Here is a 16,999-nt window from a genome sequence, read left to right on the forward strand (position 1 = left end):
GAGACCTGGGCAGAGACGCATCCTTATGATATCCCTCACAAGTCAAGAGGACCGTACTTCGCGTCCACATGAACTACCTCCCGGCCCGCGCGCTGCAGCAGGCTTGCCGCCACTCCGGAACGGTACCCGGTGGCGCAATGCACCCACACCCTGCCCGCCGGAATCTCGGCCATCCGCCCCAGCAGCTCATGCAGCGGGATGTTCACCGCCCCGGCGAGGTGGCCGGCGTCGTACTCATCCGTCCGGCGGACGTCCAGCACCACGTCCCCGGGCCCGCGCCCGTGCAGCATTTCGGCCCAGTCCACACGCGGATAATGCACGACGGCGGTGCCCGGGGCGAGTGCCGACAGTTCCGTTCCGAGGGCGGCGTCGGGGGAGTCGATGCCGATCCTGGAGAGGTCCCGGATGGCTTTTTCGACGTCGTCTACTGATCCCACCAGAGTGAGTTGCTGGTTCCAAGGCAGGACCCAGCCCAGGTAGGCGGTGAAGCTGGAGCCGCGGCCGTACTCGAAACTCACCGAGCCCCGCAGGTGGCTGCTGGCGAAGGCCACTCGGTGGCGGAGGTCCACCACCCATTCGCCGTCGGCGAGCCGGCGGCTGAGCTCCGCCGGATCCACGGATTCCGGTACGGTAAGGTCCGCCGGCGCCGGTCCCGTCCGGTTCGCGGGGGCCATATGTGCATAGTAGGACGGGTAGGTGGTCAGGTTGCTGATGAGCTCCCGGACAAAGTGGTCCTCATCGGCGTCCGTGAATGCGTGGTTGGTTTCCTGCTGTTCGGCGAGAGTAGAGGCGTGGACGCTCGACGCCGGACCGGACGAACAGAACGAGCCGAACCCGTGTGTGGGGTACAGGGCAGCGCCCGGCTGGGCCTCGGCGGCCAGGCGGCGGACCGAGGAGTACTGGGCGTGTGTGAGCGGTTCCGTGTCCTCGTCGCTGACCAGATCCGTCCGGCCCACGGATCCATAGAGCAGGCTGCCGCCCGAGAACACGGCCTGCTGCCCGCCGTCGCTGACCACATAGCTGAGGTGGTGGTGTGTGGCCGGGTGTGGCCACGGCCTTCACGGTGAGCCGGCCAACCTGGACCGTGCCGCCGTCGGCTATTGGGGTGTGCTCAAACCCGACGTCGTCCTTTGCGCTGACGAGATACTCGGCGCCGTGCGCGCGGGCGAGGATGAGCCCGCCTGTGAGGTAGTCGTTGTGCAGGTGCGTTTCGGCAACATGGGTGATGCGGACGCCGGCTTCCGCCGCAGCGGCTTCTACCCGGTCCGTGTCCCGCTGCGGATCGATGACCAGCGCCACCTCGCCGTCGTGGACCACGTAGCTGCGGTCCCCGAGCGGCCGCGTTTCGATGGCAACAACGTCCATAGGTTCATTGTCCTCGCGCAGCCCGATGTTGGCGCGGTCAGCCGGTCAGCCGGTATTTGGCCGCCGCGCCGCCAGGGCGTCTTCCGCCTGCCGCCAGGCCAGCTCCAGCCGATGGCCGGACTCCGGCCGCGAGAAATGGTATCCCTGCAACGAGTCGCAATCCAGCGCGGTGAGGTAGTCTGCCTGCACGGCCGTTTCGACGCCTTCGGCGGTGACGGTCAGGCCCAGGCTGTGCGCCATGTTGATCATGGAGCTGAGGATTGGCAGCCGTTCCTGTCCCGTCCGCACCATGGACACAAACGTGCAGTCGATTTTCACGGTGTCCACCGGCAGGTCCTGCAGCCGGCCCAGCGACGAATAGCCCGTGCCGAAGTCATCCAGGGCCACCAGGACGCCAGCCCCGCGCAGGCTGCTGAGTTGCCGGATCAGGCCGCAGTCAGGGTCGAAAAACACGCTCTCGGTGACTTCCAGGACCAGCTGATACGCGCCCACGCCACAGGCCGCTGCCAGGCGGAGGACGCCGTCGGCAAAATTCGGGTCCTGCAGTTGCATGCCGGACACGTTCACCGCGAGGGACCGCGACGGATCTGCACGCAGCCACGGCGCCAGCTGCACCAAGCTGAGCCCCATGACTTCGTTGCCGATTTCGCCGATCAGACCGCTCCGCTCCGCTATCGGGATAAAGTCCGACGGCGGAATGCGCTCGCCGTCGTGGTCCCACCGTGCCAAGGCCTCGAACTGGACGGCGAGCCCGCTCCGCGGAGAGTCAATCGGCTGGAATGCCACCGAGATCTCACCGCGCGTAACCGCGAGCTGGAGTGCTGCTTCCATCACCGTGCGCTGCACCAGGGCAGTCATCATCTCCGGATGGAAGCGCAGGAAACGGTTCTTACCGGCTGCCTTGGCCGCGTACATGGCGATATCCGCTTCACGAAGCAATTCGGAGGCGACTATCGCTTCCTTGCCGATCGAGGCGAGCCCCAGGCTGAGGCTCGGCCGAAGCACCGTGCCGTTAATGGTTATGGGGACGTGCAGGCAGCGGACGATGCACGCCGCTATGGCGTCGGCGTCGGGGCAGGCCGTCAGCAGCACCACAAACTCGTCGCCACCGAGGCGGGCCACCACGTCCGCGCTGGGGACGCAGCCGCGGAGCCGGCGTGCCACTTCCACCAGCAACTCATCGCCTGCCTGATGGCCCAGGATGTCGTTGACTTCTTTGAAATCGTCCAGGTCGATAAGCAGGACATCCACGGTCTTGAAACGTGGTTCGGTGAGGGCCTCCGTGAGGGACTGGTTGAACACCGCCCGGTTGGCCAGCCCGGTGAGCGGATCCTGGAAAGCCAGGGCCCGCAGCTGTTCCGCCTGGGCCGCCAAATCAGTCATGGCCTGCTCGGCCTGCTCCTGCGCCAGCCTGCGCGGTGTGACATCCCTGAAGCTCCACACTCGGCCCGCGATCCTCTCGCCCACCCGTTGCGGGCGCGAATATTGTTCCAAGGTCCGGCCGTCCCTGAAGTCCAGCACATCATGGCTTTCGGCCCCCGGGTTCTCCGCAACCTCTCCGAGCCTGGCCACAAGCGCCTCCGGATTCGCAACCTGCGAGATGATCAGCCGCATGATCGGTTCATCACTGTCGCCCTCGAGTAACTCGGGCGGAATGGTCCACATTTTCAGGAACTGGTCATTGAACCCGGCAACACGGCCGTCGGCGCTGATCACTAGGATGCCGTCCGCCGTGGATTCGAGCGTGGCCGTCAGCAGCGACATGGCCTCGCGAAGGTTGGCGTCAGCTCCTTTGCGGTGTTCCGTGCTCCGGACTGAGACCAGCAAAACCTGGGATCCGCCGTTGTCCAGGAGTGCGCCTGCCATCTCGGCCAACGGGCCCGGCTACGACGGAAGCGCCGGCGTTGGTGCCGAGGCCGCGGACCACCCAGCCTTCCGCCTGCCAAGCCACAACGTCCAGTACGTTTCGCGCATCCAGGACCACCCGGCGTCGTACCAAAGCGCCCGCGGCGGCAGGGTCGAGGTGCCGGTACTCGTCCCACTCCGTGAGGAGCAGCACCAGCTCCGCACCTTCCAAGGCCCGCGTTGCGGAAGCTTCGAACCGCAGTTGCGGATACCGCAGCCACGCGTGGTTGACGGCCTTCGGATCGGTCACCGTGACGTGCGCGCCGGCGGCTGCTAGCCGGGCCGCGACGTCCAGGGCGGGGGAGTCACGGATGTCATCGGTCTCCGGTTTGAAGGAGGCGCCCAGGATGGTAACGGCGCGTCCGGAGAGCCCGCCGTCGCACAGGTCCGCGGCAAGCGACACCGTCCGGGTCCGCTGGCGGACGTTGACGGCATCCACAACGCCCATCCAGTCGTTGACCGGGTCCACGCCCAGCGCGGCGGCCTGGCTGCGGAGGCTGCGGATGTCTTTGGGCAGGCACCCGCCGCCGAAGCCCAGCCCGGCATGCATGTAGCGGTTGCCGATCCTCGGGTCCATGCCCATGGCCTCGCTGAGTTCGGCCACGTCCGCGCCGGCCGCGTCGCACAGTTCGGCGATGGCGTTGATGAAGCTGACCTTGGTGGCCAGGAAGGCGTTGGCGGCCGACTTGATCAGCTCCGCGGTGGAAAAGTTGCACACCAATCGCGGAATGCCGGCGTTCAGCAGCGGCTCATACACGGCATCCAGCGCAGCCGTCACCGCACGCGGCGCCCCCGTCCTGGGGTTGAACGCCGCGGTGCGTCCGCCCGCCACGCCGTAGACCAGCCGGTCCGGCACCAGCGAGTCCTTCACTGCGGTGCCTTGGCGCAGGAACTCCGGATTCCAGCCCAGCTGCACGTCCGGCCGCCCTGCGAGGACGCCCTGGAGCATGTCCACCGTGCCCACGGGCACCGTTGATTTACCGACGACGACGGCGCCCCTCGCCAGGTGCGGGAGCAGCGCCTCGGTGGCGGAAACGAGAAAGGTGAGGTCGGCGCCGTCGGACGTTTTGGACTGCGGTGTCCCGACGCACAGGAAGTGGACCTGGGCGCCGGCGGCAGCGGCGACGTCGGTGGAGAACGTGAGGCGGCCGGTGCTGCGTCCGTCACGGAGCAGTTCGTCCAGGCCGGGTTCGAAGAAGGGGGCCAGGCCGCGCCCCAGCTGGTCCACTTTGGCGGCGTCCACGTCGATGCCCACCACGGTGTGGCCCATGGACGCGAGCGTGGCGGCGTGCACTGCGCCGAGGTAGCCGCAGCCGATCACCGATATTTTCACAGGGACGCTCCATTTCCGGAGATAGAGGACACAGCCAGTACTTCGCGGTATTGCTCCTCAAGCTGGGCGCACAGCACCGGCCACGTCCGTGCCTGGACCGAGGCGTGCGCTGCCGTGGCGAACGCGCGGCGCTTGGCGTCGTCGCCCATCAGGTCCATCACCCGGGCTCGGAAACCGGCCAGGTCACCGGGACGGTACAGCCAGCCCGTGCGGGAGTTTTCCACCAGGTCCAGGGGCCCGCCGCGCCCGGTGGCCACCACCGGTACCCCCGATGCCATTGCCTCCTGGATGGTCTGGCAGAACGTCTCGAACTCGCCGGGATGGACAAAAAGGTCGAAGGACGCCACCGCCTTCGCCAGCTCCTCACCGCCGAGGAACCCCGTGAACACGGCGTCCGGCAGGGCTTCCTGCAGCGCGGACTTCTCGGGTCCGTCGCCCACAATCACCAGCCTGGAATTCGGGACGCTGGCGAGCGCGGCGAGGTCCTCCACCTGTTTTTCGACAGCCAGCCGGCCCACGTAGCCGATGATCCGCTCACCGCCGGGGGCAACCGTTGCCCGCCACCCGGCGTCGCGCTTTTCCGGGGAAAACCGCGCGGTATCCACACCGCGCCGCCACATGCCAACCCGCGGAATCCCGCGGCCGCGCAACTGGTTCAGCGCGAAAGTGGACGGCACCAGGGTCCGGGTTGCCAGCAGGTGAATGTTTTCCACCCGGTTCCACGCCCAGTTCTCCAGGAACGGCACACCATACCGGGCGGCGTAGCTGGGAACCTCGGTCTGGTAGATGGCTATGGTGGGGATCCCCAACTGATGCGCGGCCTGCACTGCACGCCACCCGAGGATGAACGGCGATGCGAGGTGGACAACGTCGGGTGCGTAGTCGGCAAGGATTCGCTTGACCCGGTACACACCTCCCATCGCCACTCGCACGTTGGTGTAGCCGGCCAGCGGAACGGCAGGAACCCGGTATACCGTTGCGCCGTGGACCACCTCGGCGGGTCCCGCGAACTCGGCGACCGCATGGGTGGAAGGGGCGATGACCAGGACCTCGTGGCCCTGGTCCTTTAGGTGTTCAAGCACCCTCAGGATGGAGTGGGTCACCCCGTTTATCAGCGGCAGGAATGACTCGGCAACAATTGCGATCCTCACCCCTCCACGGTGGGCGCGGCGCCTGACGGGCCGGGGTCACGCGGGTTGAGTGGAGGGAAAGGTTGGGTTAACAGATCAGCCCTCGAGGTCAGCCGCCTTCGCCGTGCCGCAGCATGTCCGGGAGTTCGTCCACGTAGACCGTCTGCGGCGGCTCGAAGTAAATGACCAGGACTTCGTCACCCACTGCGAAGACGCTCGTCTTGTCGAATGGGTGGGCATGGAACGCGTTGGTGCCGCCCAGGTAAGGCAGCATCACCTCGCCGAGCGTTCCGGGCCCAATGCGACCCGTCACGCGGCCGATCTTGCCGGTCAGGCTCCGGTCAACGTTTTTATGCATCGGGGGCTTTCTCGGGGCGCTTACCTTCCCGGTTGTTCTTCAGCGCCGAGGACAAGGCAGGAAGGTAGTCGCCCACCTGGGCCAGGATGCCGCCCAGCATCTTGTTGACGCCCTCGCCGCCGTTCAGCACGGTCATCTGGCCCACGTGGGAGAAAGGCTCGGCCGCTGCGGCGATGATGGCTGGCATGTTTTCGGCCAGCTGCTGCGAAATGACGGCATCCTGGTTGGTGCCGAGTGCTTCGGCCCGCGCCTTGATGCCGTCTGCCTCGGCCAGGGCCTTGGCTTTGATGGCGGAGGCCGCGGCGTCACCACGGGCCCTGGTGGCAGCGGCTTCGGCCTCGCCGGTGACCTTCGTGGCTCCGGCCGCGGCCGCAGCAGCGGTGGCGTTCGCCTGCGCAGTCAGTTCCGTCCGGCGGGCGTTGGCCTGGGCCTCAAGTTCCGTGCGGCGGGCCAGTGCTTCGGCGGCGCTGATGTCGGCCGCCTTCTGGCCTTCCGCGTCGGTGCGCTTGGCGTACGCCTTGGCATCGGCGGGCTTCCGGACCGTGGTCTGGAGCTTCTGCTCCTCCCGGTCCGCCTCAAGTTTGGCAACTTCCGTTTCCTGGACGACCACATGCTGCCGCGCGGTCGCATCCGCCAGCGGTCCGGCCTGGGCGGCCTCGGCTTTGGCCCGCTCGGCGTTCGCCTGCGCCACCGACTGCCGGATGGCCGAAACACTTTGTGCGTCCGCGATCATCGCAGCCGCCTCGGCCTCCTTCTCGGCGGCCTCACGGTTCCGCGTGGCCTCCGCGATCCGGGCCTCCATTTTGACCTGGGCGATGTGGGGCTTGGCGATGTTCTGGATGTACCCCGTGGGGTCCTGCAGGTCCTTGATCTGCAGCGAGTCCACCACCAGCCCCAGCTTCTCCATTTCCACCCCGCTGGCGCTGCGGACCTGGGACCCCAGCTTGTCCCGTTCGCGGATGATCTCTTCCATGGTCATGCTTCCGATGATGGACCGCAGGTGGCCCTCAAAGACGTTGTAGACCTGGCTTTCCATTTTGGGCTGCTGGCCCAGGAAACGCCTGGCCGCATTTGCGATAAACGGCGGGGTGTCACCGATTTTGTAAATTACCACGCCTTCCACAATCACCTGGATGCCCTGCGAGGTCACACAGGAAACCTTAAGCTCCGTTTCGTTCAGCGTCAGGGACAGAGCGCGCACCGTCTGCAGGCCAGGAAATACCAGGGCGCCCTTTCCGGTGACAATCTTGAAGTCCATTCCGGCCCGGGTTTCCAGGGTTCCACGGGTCAGGCCGGAGATGATCAGAGCCTCATTGGGCTCCGCCACTTTCCACATCAGTTTGATGGCTCCCCAAACAAAGCCGACCACAAGTATTGCCCCGATCATCGCGGCAAGAAGCGGGAAGAATGCTGACAGATCCGGCATGACGAGGTCCTTTCGCGGGTGCGGAAAAGGCCTCGCCGCACAGCCCCAATAAATGCACCTGACCTGGCCTGCCGGTTTGCGTGCCTGTAATTCCGGTCAGCGGGGCCAGCTGTTGTAGACAGTCTCGTTCGCGCCCGCCCAAGAGTCCAGAGCGCGGGCTGTTTGATTATTTGCCGAGGATCTCGCGGGCAACCCGCTGGGCCTCGATCTCCTCAGGGGCAACGGTGGTTCCGCGGAGGAATCCCGCGGTGGCCATGAGTTGCCGCAGCTCCGCTTCCGTGCGGGGCGTGGTCACCCCGTGGTGTGCCATGGCGTGGCAGTTGGCGCACAGCGGAACCAGGTCCGTGAGCGGGTCCAGCAGGTAGCCGATGCCAAGCTGGGACGCTGGCACCACATGGTGGACGTCGATGAAGTCTTTGCCGAGCTCCCCGTACGCCAGTTCGAAAGAGAACCCGCAGGCCGCGCAGTTGGTGCCGCGGTGCGCGATGCAGGCCCGCCGAGCCACGGGGTCGTGCTCGTAGCGGTTGGCGCTGACGCGCACGACGGCGGTCTCCGGGTACGTGCCGGGCACAGGCTGGGTGGGGTCCTGTCCTTGCGTTGGCCCGTGTGTGGCCCAAACGCTGCGAATGGCCGCCGCATCGCCAGGTCCGAGGGCCATGCTTTCGGTTTCGGCGCTGTCCCACGCGATGCCAGGCACCGCTTCGATCAGGACCGCGGCGGTCACGTGGTCTCCTAGGGGCAGGAGCGCATCGAACGCCACCTGCACGGTGCATTCAGGCTGATCCGGGGTGGGCGCTAACTCCGACAGGACAACGCCATGGCCGATCAAACCGGGACCGTGGGCTCCCATCAGGACCAGCCACACGCCGGTGCCGGCGGCCGCGCTTCGGCCCACGCTCCAGGGCTCAAGGTGCAGCCCTGTCGCGGCGGCCTGATCGATAACGGCCGCGTAGTTCCAGCGGTTCCGCCCGGCCGGGTCCCAGCCCAAGATGATGTCGCTCATGGGGCCATTGTTGCAGGCCCAATGGCCTATGGCGCCTTTGGCGCGGACAGCCACTTGCGGCCGCTAAGAAGCGCACAAAGAAGCCGGTGCAGCCGTTCGCGGAACGCGGCAACTGCACCGGCAGTAGGACGAAAATTCAGAACTTATGGATCATTTCTCATTCGCGGCTCCTGTATCCCGGCCTGTCATTTCCGGGCTATTTCCTCTCGCCGGACATGTTCCGTGAGAACAGCCAGCCAGCAGCAACCATCACTGCGCCCAGCACCAAGTGGGTCCAGTTGTCAGCCATGTTGAGCGACAGGAAATTGGCCGCCGAACCCACACCGACACTGAGACCGAAAATGGCGAGGACGATGTACAGTGCGCCTGCCCCGATGAGGAAGTTCCGTGCGCCATGTTCGGTCCGGGCCATCGCCCAGCCCGTGGCACCAATTGCCAACTGCACGATGTTGAGCAGCATGGACACCTGGAACAGGCCAAGGAACATTGCATGGGAACCAGGTCCCAGGAACATCAATTCGCTGTACTGAGTGGTGACGCCGGGGATAAATCCCAGGACACCCACCAACAACAAGACAATACCTGCTCCCATGCCGGCGTTCTGGACGTCTGCGCGCCCAAAATGAACTCCGTGTGCATGTGGGGATGCGGTAGTCATTTTTCTGCCTCCAACCGTGATTGCGGACATTCCAATTTTACGGCGGTCCTGTGAAAAAAGCGCCGGATCACGCCCGGATGAGGACTTCTGTCCAGCGACAGAATTGGCGTCTTCTGCTGGACTGGGACCCGTATGCGATCCTTGCCACTCCTCGCCCGTACCGTGCTTGCGGCTGCCGTTGTGCTCCTCGCCAGCGCCTGCAGTGTCACGGTCCCGGAGAGCCGGACGCCGGAGGTCGGCGTGCTGCTGGTGAGTGACCCGGCGGGGGTGCCCGGACAGGCTGGACTCCCGACGACGGCGCGCACCTCAGCACCGGACGCGGGTTCATGATCAGCACCGCGGACTACGAACTCTGGTGAGGCACGTCTCGCAGGGAGAATGAGCCTGTCGAAGCCCGATCAGACGGCCCTGCCATGACACCATGGGACACGATGAAACTGCGCGCTGATCAGACCGGAGACCGTGGCCTTCCCATGCCCTTGTGGCTGCAGGGAGGCCTCGAAGCGGCGCAGGCCGCCATCATCTCCGCGCTCCTGGCGGTGGTACCCATTGTGGCCGTCTGGGCCACAGCCGGGTTCCAGAACACCGCCTTTGATGCCCTGGCCCGCCTCGCCGGCCAAGGCTGGCTGCTGATTCACGGGGTGCCGCTGCAGCTCGCCGTTGTCTCCGGTGAGGCTGGCGCGGCCGTCGGTTCAGGCTCCGGCCTGCTGACCCTGGTGCCTCTCGGCCTGACTTTGATCCCGTTCCTGCTCGCCTGGCGCGCGGGGCGACGCCTGGCCCGGGCCTCCTATACGGACCAGCTGTGGCAGGCGCTGCTCGGGTCCTGGGTGGTCTACGCGGCGTTCGGCGCGGCCACCGCTTTTGTGTGCCGCACCGCAGACGTCGTCATAAATATCTGGTTCGCCATGCTCATCCCGCTGATTCCGTTCGCCCTCGGCATGGTGATCGGCGCCCGACGCGAGGCCGGCTCATGGAGCCGGCTGATCGGCGTCGACGCCGTGGACTGGATCTCGCGCACCAGTCAGCATTCCCGCTGGGCCGGCTCGTATTTGGGCTCCGCGTCCAAGGCGGGCTGTGTCGCGTTATTGGCGGCGTTTGCGCTCGCAGGTGCGCTTCTGGCGGTGGACCTCTTCATCCACTGGAACCTGGTTATTGCTGTCTATGAAGCGCTCGACGCCGGCGCGGTAGGGGGTGCGGCGCTCACCATCGCGCAGCTTGGGTACCTGCCCAACCTGGTGGTTTTTGCGCTGGCCTGGGTCTCGGGCTCGGGTTTTGCCCTGGGCGTTGGCTCGCAGGTGGGTCCGCTGGGCACCGCCACCGGGCCGCTCCCGTCCATCCCGGTCTTCGCTGCCATCCCGTCGGGTCCGCTGGAGTACGGGTTCGTGGCCCTGGCAGTGCCGGTAGTGGCGGGTATCCTGGCTGGCTGGTGGTTCCTGCGCGAAGGCGAAAACCACTTCGACGAATGGCTCTCCATCAAGATTGACGTGCGCTGGTTCACGGCCACGGTGTCCACGCTTGCCCTCGGCGCGCTGGTCGGGGTTGTGTCCGGTCTGCTGGCCGCGGGGCTGGCCTGGCTGGCCCGCGGCTCTGCCGGCCTGGGCCGCCTCACCTCCATCGGACCGGACCCGTTGTGGATGGGACTCTGGGTTGCCGCGGAGGTGGGCATCGGCGTCGCGATCGGGTACGCGGCCGGACCGTGGCTGGAACGCCAGCAGCACGTGGATGAGGAAGCGGAACTGGCCCGCTGACCGTCGTGGCTGCCGCTGGTGTGGCTGCTACCGGAGACCCGGCAGGGAGTTTTCCAGCTGGACCCGGCAATTGGAGAGCGCCTGGTCGGTGAGGGCCTCACGTGAGCAGGTCTGGAAGTCCTGGACCTGGCGGAAGAACAGTGCCGTCGTCAGGATGACCAGCAGCAGGATCAGTGACACCACCAGTCCCGAGATCGTGCCGAACAGGACAAGTTTGGACTCCTTGAGCGTGGCCGACCGGACCAGCAGGAGGATACCCAGCACAAAGCTCGCGGCGGTCAGGATGCCGGTGAGCCAGAGGTAGCTGACGTCGAGCTGGTAGACGAAGAAGGCGCCCAGTACGGTAACAATAAAGGTCCGGAACAGGTTGCGGGTTTTGGTGAGCGAGTCCTTGGCGGCCTCGCTGAGCGGCTGTTTGGTCCGTTGCTGGCCAGCCGGTTCCGGGGTGTTGTTCATGTTTTCCAGCCTACGCGAGCGTGCCCATAAGCTAGACCCATGCGAATCGTAGTCCTCGTTTCCGGTACCGGGTCCAATCTCCAGTCAGTCATCGACGCCGTTAAGGGAGGGGAGCTGGACGTGGAAATCGCGGCGGTGGGTGCCGACCGGGAGGGGACCTACGGCCTCGAACGCTCCTCGGAAGCAGGGCTGGAGACATTTGTGGTCAACTTCAACTCCTTCCCCACGCGCGACGAATGGGATGCCGCGCTGACCGCCCGGGTGGCATCCTACGCCCCGGACGTGGTGGTCTCCTCCGGCTTCATGCGAATCGTCAGCGCCGACTTCATCGCAGCTTTCGACGGCAAGTACCTCAACACACACCCGGCCCTGCTGCCCGCCTTCCCCGGCGCCCACGGCGTCCGCGATGCCATGGCCTACGGTGTCAAGGTCACCGGCTGCACGGTGCACTGGGCCGACGCCGGGGTGGATACCGGGCCCATCATCGCCCAGGAAGCCGTCGCGATTGAACCGGGGGACACCGAAGAATCCCTCCACGAACGCATCAAGATCGTGGAGCGCCGCCTCCTGGTCAATACGCTGGCTGCCCTCGCCGCCGCCTGATTTTCGGGCGACGACGGGAGCTACTCGAGGCGGCGCTGCTTCGTCTCAGGGGAGAAGAACGCCATCCACAGGACAGCCACCAGCACCAGCCCGCCGGCCAGGGCGAAGGATGTGGCCAGACCTAGCTCGGGCCAGAAGTAGTTCGCAAAAATGAGCGGCCCAAAACCTGCCCCCAGCCGCGAAAACGACGACGCCCAGCCGAAACCAGTGCCGCGGAGCTCGGTCGGATAGAGCTCTGACACGTAGGCGTAGAGCACCGGAATCGCTATCTGCACTACAAAGCCGAACACCAGCAGCCAGAACACCGCCGCCGTCGGGATGTCCACCACAACCGCAACGATCACCAGGGTCAGCGCGGACAGCGGGCCCGTGATGGCAAGGATCCATTTGCGGCCCACACGCTCCACCAGCAGCGCGGCCACAACCACGCCCAAAAGCCCAACCGCCGCCATGGACGCCGTGGTCACAAACGCCTTGTATTCGGCGAAGCCCGCACCGATCAGGATCCGCGGCATCCATGTCAGGGACAGGTAGTAGACCAGCAGGATGCTGAAGAACAAAGCCCATGCCGCGGTGGTGATCTTCCAGTTGAACTGCCACACCAGCCGCAGCTGGTGCCAGGCGCTGCCCGCGGAGAGTCGCGGGACTTCCCGGGCGTCGGGAAGGCTGTAGGCGCGGGGTTCGGCACCGGTTGCGGCCACCAGGGCGTCGATGACCTTGGCAGCCTCCTCACGGCGGCCCTTGCGGATGAGGAACAGCGGAGATTCCGGGACACTGCGCCGGACCCAGAACACGAGGAGCGCAGGCAGCACCATGACCAGCAGGGTCAGCCGCCAGTCGCCGAATACGGCCACGAGTCCGGCTGAGACAAAGCCGGCAAGGGCCGCGCCCACCGGCCACCAGCCGTCCATCGCGGTGAGGACTTTCCCGCGCTGCTTGCGTGGTGTGAACTCGCCCACCAGCGCGTAGTCCACAGGTATGCAGCCGCCCAGACCGAAGCCGGCCATAAAGCGGAACGCGCAGAACCAGATGAAATCGGGGGAGAACGCGCCCAGCACGGTGAAGAGCGAGAAGATCAGCAGCGTGGCCGTAAACGCCTTCTTCCGCCCGATCGTGTCCGCTATGGTGCCCCACACAAACGCGCCCACGGCCATGCCGATCAGGTTGGACGTACCCACCCAGGCCACTTCGCCGGGGGCCAGGGCCCAGTGCGTCGAGAGCAGCGGAATCAGGATGCCGTTGAGCGTCACGTCCCACGCATCGAACATAAAGCCGAGGCCGCCGATCACGAAGATCCTGCCCTGAACTTTCCAACGCCAGGGGAGTTCCTGGACCACCTGTTCGCCGCTGGGCACAGTGGTGTAAGTATTCATCGCAGCCTCCTGTGAAAACTCTAACCGTGCCCACTGACGTTCACACTGCCGCCGGCAAGCGGGTCAACCTGCACAACACGATAAACTGGGCCTATCCCCACCAACCGCGGTACTGTTCCGCGAGATCAGACGGAGACTTTTTGTGAGCGTCACGCAGCCTGACCGTGTATCCATCGACCGTATTCCCATCCGCCGGGCACTGATCTCGGTGTACGACAAGACCGGTCTGGAGGATCTCGCCAAGGGCCTGCATGCGGCCGGCGTGAAGATCGTCTCCACCGGTTCCACGGCCAAGAAGATCGCCGCGGCCGGAATTCCGGTCCAGGAAGTCGAAGAAGTCACCGGGTCCCCGGAAATGCTGGATGGCCGCGTCAAGACCCTGCATCCGCGCGTCCACGGCGGCATCCTGGCCGACCGCCGCGTCCCGGCCCACATGGACACGTTGACCCAAATGGAGATCGAAACCTTCGATCTGGTGGTGGTGAATCTCTACCCGTTCGTTGAGACCGTGAAGTCCGGCGCCGCGCAGGACGATGTCGTTGAGCAGATCGACATCGGCGGCCCCGCGATGGTGCGATCGGCAGCGAAGAACCACGCCGCCGTCGCCATTGTTGTTGACCCCACGTTCTACGGATCCGTGGTCATCGCCGCCGCTGAGGGCGGCTTTGACCTGAAGACCCGACGCCGGCTGGCCGCCAAGGCGTTCGCCCACACCGCCTCCTACGACAACGCCGTTGCCACCTGGACTGCCAGCCAGTTCCTGGATGAAGACGGCGACGGCATTATCGACTGGCCTGCCTACGCCGGCTTGTCGCTGGAGCGCTCCGAGGTCCTCCGCTACGGCGAAAACCCGCACCAGCAGGCTGCGCTGTACGTGGACAGGGCAGCCCCGGCCGGCATCGCGCAGGCCGACCAGCTGCACGGCAAGGCCATGAGCTACAACAACTTCGTGGACGCCGATGCCGCCCTCCGGGCCGCGTTCGACTTCGCCGAGCCCGCCGTGGCGATCATCAAGCACGCCAACCCGTGCGGTGTCGCCGTTGGTTCCGCGGGTGCTGCAGACCCGATCGCCGATGCCCATGCCAAGGCCCACGCCTGCGACCCCGTTTCGGCCTTCGGCGGTGTCATCGCTGCCAACCGGACGGTCACCGCCGCCATGGCACAGACAGTTGCCGGCATCTTCACCGAGGTTGTCATCGCCCCGGACTTCGAGCCGGAGGCCGTTGAGATCCTCGCCAAGAAGAAGAACATCCGCCTGCTGGCCCTGCCCGAAGGCTACGGCCGCTACCCGGCAGAAATGCGCCAGGTTTCCGGCGGCGTCCTGGTACAGATGAGCGACAGGGTGGACGCCGACGGCGACAACCCCGCCAACTGGACCCTCGCCGCCGGCGAAGCCGCTGACGAAAAGACCCTCGCGGACCTCGCCTTCGCCTGGACCGCCTGCCGCGCCGCCAAGTCCAACGCTATTCTGCTCGCGAACCACGGTGCCGCAGTTGGCATCGGCATGGGCCAGGTCAACCGCCTGGATTCCTGCAAGCTGGCCGTAGAGCGGGCCAACACGCTGGGCGTTTCGGTGGAGTCCGACGTCGAAGGTGCTGGCGGTGCGTCAAACGCCAACGCCAGCGGCGCACCGCAGCGCGCCCTCGGTGCCGTCGCTGCTTCCGACGCATTCTTCCCGTTCGCTGACGGCCTGCAGATCCTGATCGACGCGGGAGTCCGCGCCGTGGTGCAGCCGGGCGGTTCCGTGCGGGATGAGGAAGTCGTGGCCGCAGCCAACGCGGCCGGCATCACCATGTACTTCACGGGTGCACGCCACTTCTTCCACTAGTCCCCACCGGCTCCCTAACCTCGCAAGCTCGGTCAAGGAACCCTGCCGGCGTGGGCCCAACGTCGACGGCGGCTGTCCCCTGGGTGGGCACAGCCGCCGTCGGGCTTTAAGGGCCTCTTAGGACTCGCTTGTTGAGGATCTGCGCCCCGCTGCTTGAGGCGCGGACCCCTCCTCCGGAAGCCGAAACTCCCGGGGCTTTGCTTCCGCCAGCCGCGCCGGCGTCCAGTATTCGAGGATCTCCTCGTGCGACTGGGCCGGCTCGCTGTGGCTGACGGATTCGCCGCCTGGCGAGGATTCCTTAGGAAGCGGCCGCACTGGCGTAGGTCTGCTGGATGACGGTGCCCCAGTATGGGCCGTACATTACGGCGGAACCGCTGTTGTAGCCGTAGCTGTTGATGGAGTTCTGCAGGCCGTTAGAACCGCTGGTTTCGGGGGTGCTGCCCTGGATGAACCAGGGACCGCCGGAGGATCCGCCGGTCATATCGCAAGGTATGCCCTGCGAGTTGAACTGGGGATTGCGCCTGTCGTCCGACGCGGTGCCGTAGCAGCTCTTGAGCGTCTCGCCGTTGAAGGGCGAGGCTGCGGGGTAGCCGTAGGACTTGTATGTCAGGCCGCGGGCTGCGTTGAATTCGACGCCGGATCCGGTCACAACGTCAGAGAGGTACTGGCCGTTGAGGGTATTCATGACTGCGAAGCCGGTGTCGTACTGCATGTCGCCATAGGTGCTCCAGTCGCTGGGGGCGTAATAGGCCCTGGCGGTCCACTTGCCGTACGGGGTGGCGCCGTTGTTGTAGGCAGGAACAAAAATGAAATTGGTAGCAAAAGCTCCGGGGCCGTCGTTGAGGCAGTGCCCGGCCGTGGCCACGGTGCTCTTGTTGGCCGAAACCACGGCGTTGCCCGAGCAGACGTAGTTGGTGCCGCCGAGGGTGAAGAAGACCTTCCCGATGTGGTCCACCGGGTTTTCGCTGACCGCAATGGTGGGCTTGCCCTTGGTGGCCTGGACCTTGGTGTTTTTGCCCTTCTCCACCGTCGCGGCGCTGGACGTGTTGCCGCGCTCCAGTGCCTTGCCGGCCAAGACGTCACCGGGAATCGCGGCGCGCATGCGGTCTGATGTCCAGTAGTCTGCCGCGCCGGTGCTGTCCAATGCAGTGCTGGTGACGGAGGCTTGCCCTCTGTCCCCGGATGGGGTCGGTGCTGCCGATGCTCCGCCGGCCGTGGTCAACGCCAGGAGCGCGGCTGCGGAAAGGCTCAGAAGGCTGGTAGCCAGAGACCTCGTACGTGTCATGGTTGTCCTGTCTAAACGGGTGGGGGAGGGCTCCAGTCAAGCCCGCCGAGTGACCTACCGAATTTATCCGGATATGACAACTTTGTAAATAGTGGTGACTCTCGTGTATGGTCCGGCCCTGACCTGCACGAAAGCCGCAGCTTGACCACAAAAATCCCGCAGACCGCCTTAAGAGCGGGCGCCGGTTCTGGCGGCGACTGATGTTCAGGACTAATTTTGAAGCACAGCAATGATTGTCCGACTGGGCTCCGGACACGTAAGAGATGTGGGGCCCTCGCCATGTTTTCCTTCCGTAGACCAGTCAAGAAGTCCGCCGCCCGTGGCCGTCACTTCTCCGCCGCCGACCCGCAGGAGGCTGCCAACGACCTGGCAGCCCAGGCTGAAGCCTTACGTCTGCGCGACGTTGACCCGGTTCACACCTTCACCGCAACCTCGGAGCTTCGCCGCCGCGATCCCAAGTATGCGCAGATCTGGCCCAGTGATGTTCCCCACAGGCGGCGCTGACTGAACTGGCGCCCTGGAGGGCTA

Annotated in this window: 15 protein-coding genes and 1 pseudogene; 5 read left to right on the forward strand and 11 right to left on the reverse strand. The window is 65.7% G+C overall.

The annotated features are described in order from the left end of the window. Positions 1 to 35: 35 nt before the first annotated feature. The 8 genes and pseudogenes from ACQCS0_RS06095 to ACQCS0_RS06130 form a co-directional block, all read right to left on the reverse strand. Positions 36 to 1,365: pseudogene (locus tag ACQCS0_RS06095) on the reverse strand (MBL fold metallo-hydrolase). A 45-nt stretch (positions 1,366 to 1,410) separates the two neighbouring features. Continuing rightward, complete coding sequence (locus ACQCS0_RS06100; protein ID WP_426940106.1) at positions 1,411 to 3,231, reverse strand: putative bifunctional diguanylate cyclase/phosphodiesterase; 1,821 nt, start codon at positions 3,229 to 3,231, stop codon at positions 1,411 to 1,413. Further along, the gene (locus ACQCS0_RS06105) at positions 3,149 to 4,603 is read right to left on the reverse strand and encodes a UDP-glucose/GDP-mannose dehydrogenase family protein (protein WP_354153993.1); all 1,455 of its coding nucleotides are present in this window, start codon (positions 4,601 to 4,603) and stop codon (positions 3,149 to 3,151) included. Before ACQCS0_RS06105 ends, ACQCS0_RS06100 begins: the two co-directional genes overlap by 83 nt. Further along, positions 4,600 to 5,754 (reverse strand): glycosyltransferase family 1 protein, encoded by a 1,155-nt coding sequence (locus tag ACQCS0_RS06110; protein ID WP_354153992.1) that lies wholly within the window; start codon positions 5,752 to 5,754, stop codon positions 4,600 to 4,602. The genes ACQCS0_RS06105 and ACQCS0_RS06110 overlap by 4 nt, the downstream gene beginning before the upstream one ends. Before the next feature lie 88 nt (positions 5,755 to 5,842). Beyond that, positions 5,843 to 6,091 carry a hypothetical protein gene (locus ACQCS0_RS06115; protein ID WP_354153991.1) on the reverse strand — a complete coding sequence of 83 codons (249 nt, stop codon included), beginning with the start codon at positions 6,089 to 6,091 and terminating at the stop codon, positions 5,843 to 5,845. Beyond that, entirely contained in the window at positions 6,084 to 7,517 is a 1,434-nt protein-coding gene (locus ACQCS0_RS06120; RefSeq protein WP_354153990.1) for an SPFH domain-containing protein, read from the reverse strand. Before ACQCS0_RS06120 ends, ACQCS0_RS06115 begins: the two co-directional genes overlap by 8 nt. Positions 7,518 to 7,683: 166 nt before the next feature. Beyond that, the gene (locus ACQCS0_RS06125; protein ID WP_354153989.1) at positions 7,684 to 8,520 is read right to left on the reverse strand and encodes an HNH endonuclease; all 837 of its coding nucleotides are present in this window, start codon (positions 8,518 to 8,520) and stop codon (positions 7,684 to 7,686) included. A 196-nt stretch (positions 8,521 to 8,716) separates the two neighbouring features. After that, positions 8,717 to 9,178 carry a DUF4383 domain-containing protein gene (locus ACQCS0_RS06130; protein WP_426939351.1) on the reverse strand — a complete coding sequence of 154 codons (462 nt, stop codon included), beginning with the start codon at positions 9,176 to 9,178 and terminating at the stop codon, positions 8,717 to 8,719. Positions 9,179 to 9,310: 132 nt separating this feature from the next. On the opposite strand from ACQCS0_RS06130, the gene ACQCS0_RS06135 reads away from it, so the two are divergent. Both ACQCS0_RS06135 and ACQCS0_RS06140 read left to right on the forward strand, forming a co-directional pair. Continuing rightward, positions 9,311 to 9,508: a hypothetical protein gene (locus tag ACQCS0_RS06135; protein ID WP_354153987.1), complete on the forward strand. Its 198-nt coding sequence runs from the start codon at positions 9,311 to 9,313 to the stop codon at positions 9,506 to 9,508. Positions 9,509 to 9,609: 101 nt separating this feature from the next. Continuing rightward, the gene (locus tag ACQCS0_RS06140) at positions 9,610 to 10,926 is read left to right on the forward strand and encodes a DUF6350 family protein (protein ID WP_426940107.1); all 1,317 of its coding nucleotides are present in this window, start codon (positions 9,610 to 9,612) and stop codon (positions 10,924 to 10,926) included. 27 nt (positions 10,927 to 10,953) lie between these two features. Here the strand turns inward: ACQCS0_RS06140 and ACQCS0_RS06145 are convergent, their stop codons facing one another. Then, a complete protein-coding gene (locus tag ACQCS0_RS06145) occupies positions 10,954 to 11,382 on the reverse strand; it encodes a hypothetical protein (RefSeq protein WP_354153986.1) in 429 nt (142 codons plus the stop codon). A gap of 39 nt (positions 11,383 to 11,421) precedes the next feature. On the opposite strand from ACQCS0_RS06145, the gene purN reads away from it, so the two are divergent. Further along, on the forward strand, positions 11,422 to 11,985 hold the full coding sequence (gene purN, locus ACQCS0_RS06150; RefSeq protein WP_354153985.1) for a phosphoribosylglycinamide formyltransferase: 564 nt from the start codon (positions 11,422 to 11,424) through the stop codon (positions 11,983 to 11,985). A 20-nt stretch (positions 11,986 to 12,005) separates the two neighbouring features. Here the strand turns inward: purN and ACQCS0_RS06155 are convergent, their stop codons facing one another. Continuing rightward, positions 12,006 to 13,358, reverse strand: a complete 1,353-nt coding sequence (locus tag ACQCS0_RS06155) for an MFS transporter (protein WP_354153984.1) — start codon at positions 13,356 to 13,358, stop codon at positions 12,006 to 12,008. A 142-nt stretch (positions 13,359 to 13,500) separates the two neighbouring features. On the opposite strand from ACQCS0_RS06155, the gene purH reads away from it, so the two are divergent. Further along, a complete protein-coding gene (gene purH, locus ACQCS0_RS06160; RefSeq protein WP_354153983.1) occupies positions 13,501 to 15,186 on the forward strand; it encodes a bifunctional phosphoribosylaminoimidazolecarboxamide formyltransferase/IMP cyclohydrolase in 1,686 nt (561 codons plus the stop codon). A 298-nt stretch (positions 15,187 to 15,484) separates the two neighbouring features. Here purH and ACQCS0_RS06165 read toward each other — a convergent pair whose 3' ends face one another. Continuing rightward, a complete protein-coding gene (locus tag ACQCS0_RS06165; RefSeq protein WP_354153982.1) occupies positions 15,485 to 16,471 on the reverse strand; it encodes a hypothetical protein in 987 nt (328 codons plus the stop codon). A gap of 279 nt (positions 16,472 to 16,750) precedes the next feature. Between ACQCS0_RS06165 and ACQCS0_RS06170 the strand changes: the two genes are divergently transcribed. After that, on the forward strand, positions 16,751 to 16,975 hold the full coding sequence (locus ACQCS0_RS06170; RefSeq protein WP_354153981.1) for a hypothetical protein: 225 nt from the start codon (positions 16,751 to 16,753) through the stop codon (positions 16,973 to 16,975). Positions 16,976 to 16,999 lie beyond the last annotated feature (24 nt).

The organism is Pseudarthrobacter sp. S6 (genome assembly GCF_050156575.1).
In the GTDB taxonomy this organism is placed as follows: Bacteria; Actinomycetota; Actinomycetes; order Actinomycetales; family Micrococcaceae; genus Arthrobacter.